Annotated in this window: 14 protein-coding genes; 4 read left to right on the top strand and 10 right to left on the bottom strand. The window is 52.7% G+C overall.

Annotated features, from left to right (window positions below; translation table 11 throughout):
• Nucleotides 1-172 precede the first annotated feature (172 nt).
• The 3 genes from FH871_RS20185 to FH871_RS20195 are packed head-to-tail and all read right to left on the bottom strand — an operon-like array spanning nt 173 to nt 2,379.
• Nucleotides 173-1,537, bottom strand: coding sequence for a M28 family metallopeptidase (locus FH871_RS20185; RefSeq protein WP_138993172.1), 1,365 nt, complete (start codon nt 1,535-1,537; stop codon nt 173-175).
• Complete coding sequence (locus tag FH871_RS20190; RefSeq protein ID WP_138993173.1) at nt 1,538-1,861, bottom strand: hypothetical protein; 324 nt, start codon at nt 1,859-1,861, stop codon at nt 1,538-1,540.
• Nucleotides 1,858-2,379: a hypothetical protein gene (locus FH871_RS20195; RefSeq protein ID WP_138993174.1), complete on the bottom strand. Its 522-nt coding sequence runs from the start codon at nt 2,377-2,379 to the stop codon at nt 1,858-1,860. The genes FH871_RS20190 and FH871_RS20195 overlap by 4 nt, the downstream gene beginning before the upstream one ends.
• 127 nt (nt 2,380-2,506) lie before the next feature.
• On the opposite strand from FH871_RS20195, the gene FH871_RS20200 reads away from it, so the two are divergent.
• Both FH871_RS20200 and FH871_RS20205 read left to right on the top strand, forming a co-directional pair.
• Complete coding sequence (locus FH871_RS20200) at nt 2,507-2,917, top strand: Rrf2 family transcriptional regulator (RefSeq protein ID WP_138993175.1); 411 nt, start codon at nt 2,507-2,509, stop codon at nt 2,915-2,917.
• A gap of 71 nt (nt 2,918-2,988) precedes the next feature.
• Nucleotides 2,989-3,633: an NAD(P)-dependent oxidoreductase gene (locus tag FH871_RS20205; RefSeq protein WP_138993176.1), complete on the top strand. Its 645-nt coding sequence runs from the start codon at nt 2,989-2,991 to the stop codon at nt 3,631-3,633.
• A 28-nt stretch (nt 3,634-3,661) separates the two neighbouring features.
• Here FH871_RS20205 and FH871_RS20210 read toward each other — a convergent pair whose 3' ends face one another.
• From FH871_RS20210 to FH871_RS20230, 5 genes are all read right to left on the bottom strand, one after another.
• Nucleotides 3,662-4,996, bottom strand: coding sequence for a sensor histidine kinase KdpD (locus tag FH871_RS20210; protein ID WP_138993177.1), 1,335 nt, complete (start codon nt 4,994-4,996; stop codon nt 3,662-3,664).
• Between the two features lie 88 nt (nt 4,997-5,084).
• Nucleotides 5,085-7,088: a plastocyanin/azurin family copper-binding protein gene (locus tag FH871_RS20215; RefSeq protein WP_138993178.1), complete on the bottom strand. Its 2,004-nt coding sequence runs from the start codon at nt 7,086-7,088 to the stop codon at nt 5,085-5,087.
• 11 nt (nt 7,089-7,099) lie between these two features.
• A complete protein-coding gene (locus FH871_RS20220) occupies nt 7,100-7,438 on the bottom strand; it encodes a tRNA-binding protein (RefSeq protein WP_138993179.1) in 339 nt (112 codons plus the stop codon).
• A 6-nt stretch (nt 7,439-7,444) separates the two neighbouring features.
• Nucleotides 7,445-9,202, bottom strand: a complete 1,758-nt coding sequence (locus FH871_RS20225) for a hypothetical protein (protein ID WP_138993180.1) — start codon at nt 9,200-9,202, stop codon at nt 7,445-7,447.
• 250 nt (nt 9,203-9,452) lie between these two features.
• Nucleotides 9,453-10,217, bottom strand: a complete 765-nt coding sequence (locus FH871_RS20230; protein WP_138993181.1) for a creatininase family protein — start codon at nt 10,215-10,217, stop codon at nt 9,453-9,455.
• A gap of 212 nt (nt 10,218-10,429) precedes the next feature.
• On the opposite strand from FH871_RS20230, the gene FH871_RS20235 reads away from it, so the two are divergent.
• Nucleotides 10,430-11,791, top strand: coding sequence for a cytochrome ubiquinol oxidase subunit I (locus FH871_RS20235; RefSeq protein ID WP_138993182.1), 1,362 nt, complete (start codon nt 10,430-10,432; stop codon nt 11,789-11,791).
• 32 nt (nt 11,792-11,823) lie between these two features.
• Here FH871_RS20235 and FH871_RS20240 read toward each other — a convergent pair whose 3' ends face one another.
• Complete coding sequence (locus FH871_RS20240; protein ID WP_138993183.1) at nt 11,824-12,186, bottom strand: four helix bundle protein; 363 nt, start codon at nt 12,184-12,186, stop codon at nt 11,824-11,826.
• 79 nt (nt 12,187-12,265) lie between these two features.
• Here FH871_RS20240 and cydB point away from each other — a divergent pair, with 79 nt between their 5' ends.
• On the top strand, nt 12,266-13,300 hold the full coding sequence (gene cydB, locus FH871_RS20245; protein WP_138993184.1) for a cytochrome d ubiquinol oxidase subunit II: 1,035 nt from the start codon (nt 12,266-12,268) through the stop codon (nt 13,298-13,300).
• A gap of 72 nt (nt 13,301-13,372) precedes the next feature.
• Here cydB and FH871_RS20250 read toward each other — a convergent pair whose 3' ends face one another.
• A complete protein-coding gene (locus FH871_RS20250; RefSeq protein WP_138993185.1) occupies nt 13,373-14,821 on the bottom strand; it encodes a S41 family peptidase in 1,449 nt (482 codons plus the stop codon).
• Between the last annotated feature and the right edge of the window lie 21 nt (nt 14,822-14,842).

Genomic DNA, 14,842 nt, shown 5'->3' on the forward strand with positions numbered 1-14,842 from the left:
GTTTTTGTGAAATACTAGTTTAGTGTGACTGGATGAGATGACCGTTGGAAACGAAATCTACAAAAAAAAATGTCAGGTTGTAAATTTCCGGATAAAAAGCCGGTGTTTTCTCTTCTACCCTACGCAAAATAGGCCTAAAACGTTGCGTCAGGGCGTAAAACTTCAGCATTAATTACCGCAAACCCGGGCGTGGAATCACCGGCAAACTCTCGTTCCCGTCTTCGCTAACGGCCTGAACGGCAAAGAAATAATTATCCTTTGAATAGGGAAGCGTCAGTCCGACTTTTTCCGTATAAAACTTTTTTTGCCAGAACGGCCAGTGGGTTTCGCGCATCAGTACATAATACCCTTTTATTTTCCGGCTGGCCGAATTTCCGGCTTTGGGGGCCTGCCAGAACAGACTCGTGGAGTTGGTCAGACTCCGGGCTTCCACCGTAACGTTCTGGGGCATCGACGGCGCTTTGGCCAGATTGGCCAGCACGGCCAGGTTCATGGCGGTATTTTTCCGCAGGTAATCGAAATCCATAAACTTCACGTAATCGCCGTATTCCACACCGTCCTGCGTGCGCAGATCCTGGTGCTGGTGGGCAAAATTTTCGTTCATCTCCGTAATCCGGACCGCCGGAAAACCGCGTGTGACAAACGGCGTGTGGTCGCCCCCGCGCAAAAACCGGTCGTTGCGATACACCATCACCACCTCCAGCTGATCGACATACCGCTCACCCACTTCTTTGGTATACCGGGCCAGTTGCCGCGATTTTCCGTCGTTTTCCAGGCCATACTGCCGGATGTTGGCCGCCAGCGAATCCGTCTGATAACCGGGCAAGCCCTCGCTGAACACCCGGACGCGCGTGTTGTCGGTGATGTGCGTGTCGGGGCTGTGGTTCGACCCCATGATGTCGTTGTTCAGCAACGCTTCCAGGTTCCATTTTTCATCTTTTGCCCGTTGCGCCAGGTGATTGGCACCCAACAATCCCTGCTCCTCCCCGCAAACGGCCACAAAAATGATGGTGGCCGGAAACGGCACTTTGCTCATCACGCGGCAGAGTTCGATCACGGCGGCCGTTCCCGAACCGTCGTCGTTGGCCCCCGGCGCATCGGCAGTGCGGTTCATGACGTCACTGACACGGCTGTCGATGTGACCGCTCACCAGAAAAATCCGGTCGTCGTTCGGGTCGGTGCCTTTGAGCGTCGCCATTACGTTGCCCATTTGCGTCACGGCATCGATCCGCCGTCCGTCCGGTTGCAGGGTCCAGCTATCGATCTGGGCCGTCAGCCGTCCGCCCGACTGTTTGGCGTAGTGTTGAAACTTGCCCAGTGTCCACTGCCGGGCCGCGCTCAACCCGCGTTTGGGCGTCGCGCTGCTCATCGTATGCCGCGTTCCGAAACTGACCAGATTGGTAACGTGCGCCCGCAAACTATCCGCCGACACGTCGGCCACGAGTTGGGCAATGGCAGGATCGCGGTTGACGGTGGTCTGGGCCTGTAAACCAAGCGAAAAAAGAAGGAGAATACCCGAAAGTGTACAGTTTTTCATTCAGTAAGTCGATGAGTTTAGTAAACGGGAATACAAACGAAGATACACCACCGCGTCGATTTTACGGCGTTTTACGGGGTTTAAAAATGATTTTTTGCCGGAACGCGGAACCGCCTTTTGACGCAGAACCGGACGACTGCGTTCGTTCAGCGAAGAAAGCACCAACGCCCCCGCCAGCAGTAAAGACAAGCCCAGCGACCAGAACGCAATCTGGCGCGTCGGCAACTGCCGCACCGGCTGATAGAACTCCCGGGTTTCGTCTTCCGAAAACAGTTCCCGAAAGGAAAAACCGGCGTCCTCGTCGTCTGAAGGCCTGTTTTTCATAATCGTCGGGCCAGGCTCACGCCAAAGGCGGTTTGGGTTGTGCCGGGGAGGGGTTGCGCCGAAAACCCGAAGCGGGCAGCGGCCAACGCCCGGTTGTATTGCGTCACCGCCTTGCGAGCCTGGGCATTGCCAATGATGCTTAACCCCAGCGTGGCACCGATCGAGCCAAAATACACAGCCCAGTAGTCGCCCGAACGGGTGTAGGTGCCCTTGGTACGGGTTAAAACGTAGACCAGCGGAACCAGCGCAACGACCTGTCCGGCCAGCACAAACGTCCGGTAGGTTCGGAAATGACGGTTGACGATGGGATCATTCAATTCATTGAAGGGAATCTCCAGCGAATTCGGCGACCGCAATCGCTTGCCCCCGTAGAAATACGATCCATACGACCGCTCGATGGGTTTCAGATAGGCCGGAACCGCAGCACCGGGCCGGTAAAAGGTGGAATCGGCAGGGCGTTGCGCACAGGCAACCCCTACTACGAGCGTGCAGAACAGAAGTACAGAAAAGAATCGCATAGTGAATTAACGCACAAATTCGGGATACCACTCAATTTTTAGGCAAACGAACGTAAATTTTTCGACCACGCCTTGATTTCACCTTGAAATACGATTACCTTTGTACTGTAATAAATTTTATTACAGAATGAACAACAGCCGGTTTTCGATTGCCATCCACATCATGACCCTCCTGACGAGGGCCAATGGGGAACTGCTGTCGTCTGACTTTATGGCTGGCAGCGTCAACATCAACCCGGTTTTGGTTCGGAAAGAGATCAGCAATTTACGAAAGAAGGGGCTCATTGTCAGCAAGGAAGGCAAAAATGGCGGCAGCAGTTTAGCCAAACCGGCGGACAAAATCCTGCTGTCGGCGATTTACGAGGCTGTTCGACAAACGCCCCTGCTGGGGCAAAACCGAAACAGCCCGAACCCCGATTGCGCGGTGGGCCGTCAGATTAATACCCATCTGGACACTCTTTTTTTGGATGCGGAAAAAGCCCTCATTGCGCGGCTTAACCAAACAACCCTGGCCGATTTTACCAACCAGTTTGACTAATTTTTTTTGAACTAAACTGTAATAAAATAAATTACAGTTAAAATTTACCCATAAACTAATTATAAAAAACCATGAAAATTGTCTTGATTGGAGCCACAGGCTTCGTAGGTTCAGCCCTGTTGAAAGAAGCTTTGCACCGCGGCTATGCCGTAACGGCGATTGTCCGTCATCCGGAGAAAATGACGGTAGAAAACCCACAGTTAACGGTCGTAAAAGGCGATGTGCTGAATGAAGCCGAGGTAGCCGGGCTCGTGGCCGGCCATGATGCGGTCGTGAGTGCGTACAATGCGGGCTGGCAAAACCCCAACCTCTACAACGAATACCTGGCCGGTTCGCTGGCGATTCAAAACGGCACAAAAAAAGCCGGTGTAAAACGCCTGCTGGTGGTGGGCGGAGCCGGTAGTCTGGAAATAGCGCCGGGCGTTCAATTGATCGACACCCCCCAGTTTCCGGCCGAATGGAAACCGGGAGCACTGGCCGCCCGCGACTACCTGAACACGCTGAAAAAAGAAGAAGACCTGGACTGGACGTTTATCAGCCCGGCCATTTTGCTAGAACCCGGTGAGCGTACCGGGCAATTCCGCCGGGGAACCAACCAGCCTGTGTTTGACGAAAACGGGGTAAGTAAAATCTCCGTCGGAGATCTGGCCGTTGCAATGCTCGATGAACTGGACGAGCCCGCACACATTCGTCAGCGGTTTACGGTGGGGTATTGAGTCTGATAATCACCCGAAACCGTGCTGATTAAGCAGCTTTGCCAATCAGTACGGTTTCGGGTAAACGAACCAAGGGTAACGACAGATAAAACGTGGTTCCTTCCCCCGGTTCGCTTTCAAACCAAAGCTTTCCCTGCTGAACTTCTGCGTATTCTTTACAGAGAAAAAGGCCCAGTCCTACCCCTTTTTCATTGTTGGTGCCAAAGGTTGCCCGGGATTTAAGTGAAAATATAGTTGCTTTATCTTCCGGTTTTATTCCGCCCCCATTGTCTTTCACAACAATCAAACAATTCGATTGGGATTCCAGGACTTCAACCACAATCGAACCTCCGGAAGGCGTAAACTTTATCGCATTTCCCACTAAATTCCGAACAATAAGTTGCAACATATTGCTATCGGCAACGACCTCGAACGGTGTATGAATTGAATACGTTAACTGGATTTCTTTTTTAAAAGCCAGCGGTTTATAAATTTCAATGATGGGTTTTAAAACGGTCGAAATATTGACGTGCGTAAGCTCCACTTTGGTTCCGTTCATCTGGGTCGTCGACCACGACAGGAGGTTAAAAAGCATCTCCTGGGTGTGGTTAATCACATCCAGCAAATCCGATTCGATCCGTTTCTTTTGCGCATCGTCCAGATCCGTTTCTCGCAAGATTTCGATGTATTGCTGAACAGACGCCAATGGCGAACGCAAATCATGCGAAATGATGGAGAAAAGCTTGCTTTTTTCGGCGTTGAGTCGTTCCAGCACCACGGATTTTTCTTCAACCAGCCGCTGTTCGGCCCGGTAGGCTTTCTTGAAAAAATAAGTCGCCAGATAAATCAGCACCGCCCCTACCAAATACGTCGACCCCACATCCAGGATATGGTTCAGCCGACTCGAATAGCCGCCGACTACACTGGCAGGGTAAACAAATTCGACCGCCAGAAGACCAAATACCACAACGACATTAAAGCAAAACCAGAAGGCGTGTTGCCGGGACGGCGCAACAATCGCTAACAAGAAATAAACATACATGAACAGGAGAATGGAAGGCCCAATAACCCCTGCATTAAAAAAATAATTCCCCGCCAGAAGCAGCGTAATAAACACACCACCCAGAGACACGCTGATGTAGAATTTATTTTTTATCCGGGATAGATAATAGAGAAATGAAAAGGCTATAAAGAGCAGCAAAGAAACCAGCGACGCTTCGGTCAGTCCGATGAAATAGTTGAAAGGAATATTGTAGAGCATCGCCACAATGCCCACCACACAGATTGAATTAAAGATCCGGCTTTCCAGCGTAGTTTCCCCCGGCACGCCAACCAGTGCCGTAAAGTAGCGTTGAATGGATTTGAAAAGTAGCGATTTTCCCAACGTCGTTTTTCTGTGAGTAGCTGAAAAAATAGGTGATTAAACCCATCGTCTAATCACCTATCTACAAAAATAATTAAAATTCTTATACTTATTTCACCACTTTCATCACGCCCTGCATGAGCGATGCGTGTCCGGGAAAGGTGCAGACGAACTGGTAATCACCTGGTGTGGTCGGCGCTACAAAGTAGAGTGATTCCGAGCTTTCGGGTTGCATCAGGTTCGTGTGAAACAAGACGTTCGGCGATACCGGAACATACTGCATCCGGGAGCCGTTCAGGTTCAGTTTCAAAGCGGCATCGCCGACGGCGTTGGCTGTGGCCGGTTTCACGATCACGCAGTTGTGCAGCATGTCGTCGTTGTTGTTAAACACCCACCGGATGCGGCTGCCCGCTTTCACTTCGACCTGCGTCTTGTCAAATTTCAGACCCGGCACGGTACCAATCGTAATCACCTGATCGGGGCCATTGGTCCAGTCGGCGGGTTGTTCGGTCACGCGTTTGGCACTCGCAGCCGCCGGTTTTCCTTTCCCCCCTGCAACCGCCGGTGCGGTTTTGGTGGAAGCCATCGTCATATCGGCGTGGTTGTGCTTGGCGGGGGCGGCAATGGTCAGCTTCGTTCCGGGCGCAATGTGGTTGAGGGTATAATAACCGGTGTTATGCAGCAACGCCAGTCCTTTGTTCGACCTGATGCCCTCGGCTTTCACCTCATGAACATAGCCTTCGCGCAGCACCGTGTCGGCCACAATCCGCACTTTCAGGCCATTGTCCGACACCACAACGCCCCGGATGGGCACAGGCCGCGGATCTTCGACCGGACTGCCGTAGATTTTGTGGTATTTATAAGTAAAGCTGCTCAGGCTGTAGGAAGCCAGATCTTCGGCGGTTTTCTTGTCGACCGGCTGCGTGAATTCCACCTCAAAACCGTCGGGCATCGAGCGGATCGCTTTCATTTCAAACGGTGTTAGGCCCGTCCAGACCAACCGCTGAACCCCGAACGGATCTTTGCCGGTGGCCGACCAGCCCCGGCTGGTTTGCCCCACAAACATGGAACCGTCAAGCCCCCAGGCCATCCGCAAAATACCGGACTGAAAACCCGACCGGAACGGAAAACAGGCTCCCTGGTACTTCCCATCCACTTTTTCAAGAAAAACCCGCATCACCTTGCTGTGGCCCTGATCGCCCACGAACAACTGCCCGTCAAAGGGACCAAAACGGTTGGCGGTGGTGTCTTCCAGAATATCGGAGGTCGAAATGCCCATCATGGTATGCGGAAACCAGATAGCCGGTTCTTTCAGATGCGGAATCGATTTCACCATTTCGTGCATCGGTTTTCCCGTACTTGGCACATCTTCCAGCTTCAGTTTCAGCGGAGAATTCGGTTCGGAGGTCCACTTCAGCCCCTCGGGATTCCCGGCAAAATCGCCCAGTTCGAGGTGCGTCATCCGGCCAGAACCCACCCAGTCGCCCTGGTTTTCGGTGTAAAAAATGCTGCCGTCGCGCAAGGCCCGGTAGCTGGAAGGCGACCGCAGGCCGGTGGCAAACGGTTTTATCTCGCCTTTTTCATTGACTTTCAGCATCCATCCCCGCCATTTGGCCAGGCTGGCTCCCTTGCCTATCCAGCCGAGGTTGAGCGTAATGAGCATATCACCATCCGGCAGAAAAACCGGCCCGTACGAATATTCGTGGTAATTGCCGGACAGTGGCCACTTCACAATCGACTGGTATTCGTTGGCTTCATCGTCACCATCCGTATCGATCATTTTGGTCAGTTCACCGCGTTGCGTGGCGTAAATGGCACCTTTGTGATACGCCAGTCCGAGCGGTTCGTGCAGGCCGTAGGCAAACCGCTTGAACTGCGGCTGGCGGCTTCCTTTCATATACGGATTGCTGATGAACCATACTTCGCCCCGGCGCGTCGAAACGCCCAGCCGACCGTCGGGCAGCACGGCCATTCCACCCACTTCCAGTTGCACCCCTTCAGGCATGGGAATGGTGATGAGCCGGTAATAATCATCTTCCGTCAACGGGCGCTGGGCCACGGCAAACGCGGAAATAAAAAGAGAGAGAAAGAGAAACGAGAGTCTGTTTTTCATGGTCTTTAATACTAGGCAATTCGGGAGCCATTTTCAGTTTTGCGTTCGGTTTGCAGTAAAGTTACTTCCCCGTCGGGGCCAATGGCACCCAAAACCAGGCATTCACTTTTGAAGGTCGCGATCTGTTTGGGCGGAAAGTTGATAACCGCAACGACCTGCATACCAGGCAAATCCTCGACTTTATACAATTGGGTTAACTGCGCAGAGGATCGCTTGATGCCTTTTGCGCCGAAGTCAATGGTGAGTTTGTAGGCCGGTTTGCGGGCTTCCGGAAAAGCGTCAACGGCCACGATGGTTCCGGTTACGATCTCCACCTTTTCGAAGTCGGCCCAGGTGATGCGGTTCTCCATAACGAATCACCACAAGAGCGAATACTGAACCGTTGCCGAACCGCCTTTCATGGGAACCGGCATCAGCAATTCCTGCCGCCCGGAACTGGTTCGTATCGTCGGTTTGAGCTTCGGATCGATCCGGATGTAATACTTTCCATCGACCGAATACAACCCCTTCGCCACTTCGTCCAGCGACGCCCCAACCGCCAGCCGACAGTAGAGCGACTCGTTGTCCGGCCCTTTCACGCTCAGCGTCCGCGTGATGGATTTGCCGTCGGCATCGGGCAAAACCGCATCGGTGACGTCCAGATCCCGCATGCGATACTGAGGAATGGGATTACCCTGTTTATCCATTAACAAACCGGTGTATTTCCATTCATTGTCGGGCAAGCTATCGGGCCAGTACTGGTTCGCGTTGGCCATCAGCGCCAGCGGACTTTGTGCCGACAAAACCGCTACTGTTCCCAGCGGTTTCAGCAATTGCGGTTCTCCGCGTTCATACCACATGTCGGTTACGTCGGCAAACTGCCCGCGCCAGACCTGCAGCAATGCGCCCTGGTTCAGATCGACGGTGTAGTTCAGCCCCGACGGGCTGCCTACGGAGAGGCAATGGGTTTTCTTTTTGGAACCAAAATTGACGAAGGATCGGATCACCGCCGGTTTGGTGCCGGGTTCTACCGCAATTTCGCCAACGGGATCGGGTTCGGGCAACGAGGCCCGGGGGTGTAGCGCCTGAAACTTGGTGTCGGGAGCCGAGATGAAAAAACCCAGACCCGGCCGGGGCCACGACCGACCGAAAAACAGTGTGAAGGGATGTTTCCCCGCCGTCAGGTTAATTTTGGCCGTGTTCATGTAGCCCAGATCGAGCCGCTTGTTGGCAATAATTTCCTTGCCGTCGATTTGCAGGGAAGCAAAACCGCCCTGCTGCAAGGCGATGGTGTAGGGGCCGGTTTTGTCGACCACCAGATCACCCGTGTAAACAATACCGTGCCAGCGCGGCTGACCGTAGGAAACCTCGTAGGTCAGGGCCGAAACCGTATCTTCCTTGACCAGTCTCAGATTGGCTAACTCGGCCTGCGAAACCGTTTCCGTTTTGTTCTCGTATAGTTTGTAGCGGATGTTGGTCAGTTTTGCCACCGGACGATCCGTAATGAGCTGATACCCAATATTCCGAACCGCCACCGTACCGTTTGTAACGTTCAGACTCACCGTACCGGGTTTTCCGCTGGTGGCTTTCGGCAGCACCAGACTTTCCTGAATCAGCGTGCCGTTGAGCGTCATTTTCTCCAGCGTGGCCGGGCCTTTGCCTTCGCCCTGAAGCAGAATTTCAAGCTGCTGCCACAAACCCGGCGCTTTTCCGGCATTCTGTAAGGGCAATAGGGTGCTGCCTTCAATGGCACCAAAGGTTGTGGTGTTGACCTCCGGTTTTCCCCAATGGTCGGCCAGGTGAATGCCCGTGCCGCCAAACGACAGGGTGGCCTCCGCACCCGGCGAAAGCATCACGTCCATCACCAGCCGAACGTCGTTGGCATTGGTCAGCAAGGTGAGCGGCTGACCGGGCGTTCCGACCAAAATACCGCTCCCGGCCTTCGTTTTCTGATCCGCTCGGAGGGGATTTACCAGAATGGAAGCCGCCGGTTTCCAGTTGGCGGGCACAGCCGATAATCGGTCGGTGGGAAGCAGCGTCAGGGATTCGTCAACGGATTGGGCCCAAACCGGTAGCGTTCCTGCCAGCAGCAGGAGGGCGGTTCCACGGTTGAACCATCGTAGAATGGGATTCATCGAATAGGTAAAGTTTCAGTGGTTAAAGCAATGGACTGCTTACGTTACAAAAGGGAAAGTAACGTCTTTTTTTACCCTAAACCAAACCCGAACATTTCTGTCTGGCAAAGGGGCAGGGAAGCAAAAATAGTGTATTCCGGTTGTATATTCAGCAATTCCGTTGGTAGACCTCAAATCCCTTATTTCCATGAAAAAAGAACGTTTCCCAATACGCGACTCATTCCGCTGATTGCGGGACAGAGACACCCCATCACTCATACAACGCCTTCACGTCCAGGTTCGCCAGTTCGACCAGAAAACCGCTCAGTTTTTGGGTGACGTCCTCAAAATACCGTCTACCTTTTTCCGCCGTAGCCCGTTTCGGATTGCCAATCCCGGTGTCTTCCGTCACCTGCGACCACTTGCGTTCGGCCCACGCCCAGCCTTCGCGCAGCGCCTGAACTTTCCATTTTTTGGCCGCTCCGTCACCGGCTTCATCCAGCGGCAAGACCAGATCAGGACGGAGGTGCAGCAACAGGCTCGTCTCCATTTCGTCGGCATGGTCACCTTGGGGTTCGTCGAAATACTTCGATTTATCGAGGGCGTTAAACCACGAGCAGGTGGTCAGGAACATGTTCGGATAGTGAACGCCCAGTTCGCGCAGCATGGTTTTGAAATCATTCCCGCCGTGGCTGTTCAGAATTAGGAGCTTGTAAATTCCCTGCCGGTTCAGCACTTCGATGATGTCGTTCAGAATGGCTTTCTGGGTACTCGGATACAGGTTGATATCGAGTAAAATATCGGTCTGCCCGGTGTTGACGCCAAATGGAATGGTGGGCAAAACCATGACTTTCGCGCCCTGCTCCCACGCCAGCCGTGCCGACTCAGCCGCAATCGTGTCGGCTTCAATCACGTCCGTCGCATACGGCAAGTGGTAGTTGTGGGCTTCCGTAGCCCCCCACGGCAGAATGACGAGGTCGATCGGTTGGTCGTGAATGTGTTTCCAGTTGGCTTCAGCAAGAATGTAGGGGCGCATGAGTTTAAGGGGTTATTTCACAGAGTTTACCAGAGGGAATCAAACGGGGCCGCCCGGCGGTTTATCAGAGAAAAAACGCTGCGTAACTCTGATGTTCGCTGATAAACTCTGCGAAATAACTCTTTTTATCACACACTCGAAAATCTTGTTCAAAACCATTATTTCGTGTCCCGTTCCGTAGTAACTTGCCCCCATTCCCATCTCCACCGGCTATGGACCATGTTGAAATACTCTCCCGCATCCAGTTCGCCTTCACGATTGCTTTCCATTACATATATCCGCCCCTGAGCATCGGCCTTGGCGTGTGCCTGGTGTTCATGGAAGGCCTGTATTTGAAGACCAAAGACAAGGTGTATGAAGAACTGACCCGGTTTTGGGTCCGGATTTTCGCCCTCATTTTTGGTATCGGTGTTGCCACCGGCATTGTGATGGAGTTCGAGTTCGGCACCAACTGGGCGGTCTACTCCCGTTACGTCGGCGATATTTTCGGTAGCGCCCTGGCCGCCGAGGGCATTTTTGCCTTTGCCCTCGAATCCGCCTTTCTGGGGATTTTAATTTTCGGCTGGAACCGCGTCAGCCCACGCGTTCACTTTCTGTCGACGGTTCTGGTGGCCCTGGGCTCCATGTTTTCGGCCCTCTGGATTGTGGTCGCCAACTCGTGGCAGCAAACACCGACGGGCTACCGCATCGAAGGCGAAGGCCTGAAAGCCCGCGCCGTGGTGACCGACTTCTGGGAGATGGTTTTCAATCCGTCGTCCATCGAGCGGTATTCGCACGTTCTGATCGGCGCTTTTCTGGCCGGGTCGTTTCTGGTACTGAGCGTCAGTGCGTGGTATATTCTGAAACGGAAGTATCTGATTCACTCGCAAAAAGCCTTTAAGATTGCCTTGTGGGTAGCTGCCGTGTCGTCGCTGGGGCAACTGTTTACGGGTCACAAATCGGCGGAAGTGATCACGAAATACCAGCCCGCCAAACTGGCCGCAATCGAAGGGCATTTTGAAACCGCCCCCGCCGATATGTACCTGCTGGGCTGGGTCGACGCCAAAAACCAAACCGTAACCGGGTTGAAAATACCGGGCGGTTTGTCGTTTCTGGTTCACCAGGATTTCAAAAAACCCATTCCCGGTCTGAACAGTTTCAAACCCGAGAACCGCCCGGGAGCCATCAACTTTGTGTTTCAGACCTATCACCTGATGGTCGCCATCGGCATGACACTGATTGGTTTGTGCTGGCTGGCGATTTTTCTGCTTTATCGAAAAAAACTATTCCAGAACCGGTGGCTGATGGGTGTTTTCGTCGGCTCGGTTCTGCTGCCCCAGATTGCCAACCAGGTCGGCTGGTACACGGCCGAAGTCGGTCGGCAACCGTGGGTGGTATACGGCCTGCTGCGAACCTCCGACGCGCTTTCGCAGGCCGTCAAAGCCGAACACGTCCTGATTTCGCTCATTCTGTTCACGCTGGTTTACGTCATCCTGTTCGTTTTATTCATTTACCTTTTGAACAAAAAAATTCAGCACGGCCCTGACATCGGCCCGGAAGACCCGGAAACGCCAAGCTCAAGATTTGAATTATGAATGATGGATGATGGATGATGAACGATGAATGTTCAGCTTGCGAGGTTTCTCTTTGTGTTAAGAATAATAGTGCGGATTAACTTTAACAAGCTGTTGGCATCATTGTAAACACTAGTAAACTCCGCATCATTCAGATAATCAGTCGCTTTTAACAACTCGAGCCAATACATAACTTCATCGCATTCCTTTTGTGCAATACCCATTTTGTTGATAAAATCAGCCTTACTAACTGCATTATCGGCTTCACGAACATTAGCACCAATGGAAGTGCCGGAAAGAAGCAACTGCTTGCTCAAAACATATTCCTGTTTACTCTTCGTAATGTATTGAAACAGGCGGATGGCGCGGATGGCAAACTGAAAACTATTTTCACGAACGATATTAACTTTTTTCATAATCAGGATAGAGACGGTGGATACTCCCTAAAGCTAAACCATTCATCGTTCATCATTCATAATTCATCGTTAAAAAGTCATGGACACAATCCTCGGTCTCGACCTTCCCACCTGGTGGTTTTTGCTGATTGGTGCGCTCATCAGCGGGTACGGTATTCTCGACGGTTTCGATCTGGGTGCGGGGGCCTTGCACCTGTTTTTTCGGAAAGAGCAAAGCCGCCGGATTGCCCTGAACGCCATCGGCCCGGTTTGGGATGGCAACGAAGTCTGGCTCGTGATTGGCGCTGGAGCGCTGTTTGCGGCCTTTCCGCTGGTGTATGGAACCCTCCTGTCGGTTTTTTACCTGCCGTTTATCCTGCTGCTGGTCGCCATTATTTTCCGCGCCATTTCGATTGAGTTTCGGAGCAAGGAAGAAATGACCTGGTGGCGCGCACTGTGGGATGTGTGCTACTGTCTGTCGAGCAGCACCATTGCGTTGCTGTTCGGGCTGATTCTGGGCAACCTGATTCAGGGCATTCCACTTGACAAAGACTACCAGTTTGTCGGACGCCTGCGGGACTTCTTCAACCCCTATGCCCTGCTGATTTCGGTGACGGTTCTGTCGCTGTTCATGCTGCACGGGGCCATGTATCTCGCCATGAAAACCGAAGACCGGCTGTACGCCAAAATGACGATTCTGATCAACCAGACCAGTAAATTTTTCATTCTCTGCTTCATCACGTCGTCCATGGCCACGCTCATCTACGTACCGCACATGGCCGCCATTTTCCACAAATACCCCGTTTTGTTCGCCTTGCCGGTCAGTGCAGTGCTGATCGTGCTGAACATGCGCCGGATGATCGAAAAACGGCGGTATTTGCGGGGCTTCATTTCGTCGGCCGTCACTACGGCCCTGCTGCTGGTGCTGTTTGCATCCGGTTTGTATCCCAATCTGGTGCTGTCCAATTACGACGTGCGCGGGAACATCAGCATCTACGAAGCTGCTTCGACGGACAGTTCTTTGCGGACGATGCTGCTCTTTGCCGTCATCGGCATGCCCCTCGTACTGACCTATACGGTTTTCGTTTTCTGGACATTTCGGGGGAAAGTGAAGCTGGAGGATACGAGTTATTGAGCCAAGCGTTGTTTCGCAGAGTCGAGCGGAGGAAAAGGGACGGGGCCGCCCGGCGGTTAAGCGGAGCGGTTCTTAATGGGAACTGCTGCTTCTGATAGCAGGTGCGGGCGTGTTCTGAAGGCGTTCGAGAGCCTGCTTCATCGCGCGGTCGTTGTTCGTTAACACATCGTCTATGGTTGGCACAACGGTGTGATCCGGGATGATTCCCTGTCCGGGTTTGAGGTCGTTCGGCAGATTTGCCATGCGGTAGCCGAACATGCCGATGCCGAGATCGATTTTGGAATTCGGCAGTTGGGTAACCGTAAAAATCCCGCTGTTGTCGCCCGCATAGCCGCCCCCGGTTTCCTGTCCGACAAAAACCGCTCGTTTGTCGGCGTGCATCCGAGCTGCCAACTCCGTGGTTACCGAAAAGCTCAAGCCATTGACCAGCACCAGCAGCCTGCCGTGAAAAGCATCGCGCTTCGGCTTCTGGATTTTCAGACCAGGCTGTTTGGTAAACACATATCCATCACCCCGCTTCCGGACAACGAGCCACTTGAATTTCCGGTACATCGCTGGCATCCAGGCCGGAAACGAGTAATTTTTCTTTTGCCGAACACGGATGTGATCGTAATAGCGGAACGGTTTTTCGGTCAGGTATTGGTACAGAGTAATGCCGTATTTCTCTTCTCCCCCTTCATTGTTTCGCAAATCGAGCACCAGATTCTGCACCTGCTTTTCCTTCAGTTCCCGGAACGAATCTTTCAGAAAGGCCCGGTAGTCCTGCTCTTTTTTGTCGTCCCAAAACCGCTCGATGGTCATCACCGCCGTAGTCCCGTTTTCGATCAATGCCAGCCGGAAAGGCCGCTGTCTGGCGGGTTTTTGTTTTTCGTTGTATGCTTTGATTTGCTCAAGCGTTACGGATGAAAGTGATGCCGTTTTTTCCTCATTTCCAGCCCGATACCGAACCTCATGAATATCCGGCGATGCGATAAACGTAGCATAATAACCGGCAAAAAACTGATTCAGGTCTTCGTATTTCCCGTTGACGGTATGTCCATCCGCAAAGGTCATGTTGGGCAACAGCTTTTGAATAATGTCCGCGACGGATTTTCCATTGATCCGGGTCAGTTCCACCCCGTTCGGGACGGTTTCACTTCCGTAACTTCCCACCACCCAGGCTCTGTTTTCTACCATATACAGTTTCAGCGGAAACAGCTTACCGGTATGAAACGGATAGTGTTCATCCTGACCCGCCGGAATCCATTTGACGTGGCCATCTTTCAGCGCTACCAGCAGAGGAATCATCGTTTTGTAAAACGCCTGCTGCGTCATTGGACGATTGAACTGAGCTTCCGTTGCCGTAAAAAGGGAGTCGAACGTGGTTTTCGGTGTATACTGGTATGGGGCCGGATGGGCTTCATTGAGGACCGTTTGGAAACGGATGAAGTCGGTGCGAAGTTGTTCCGGCGTAAGCATCTGGGCCATCGCCACTGAACATTGAATGAGGAAGACTGAAAGTAGTAACAGGCTGTTTTTCATCGCATTTGTTGTTCGTTTTAG

The sequence above is a fragment of the Larkinella sp. C7 genome (assembly GCF_006149005.1).
Classification (GTDB): domain Bacteria; phylum Bacteroidota; class Bacteroidia; order Cytophagales; family Spirosomataceae; genus Larkinella.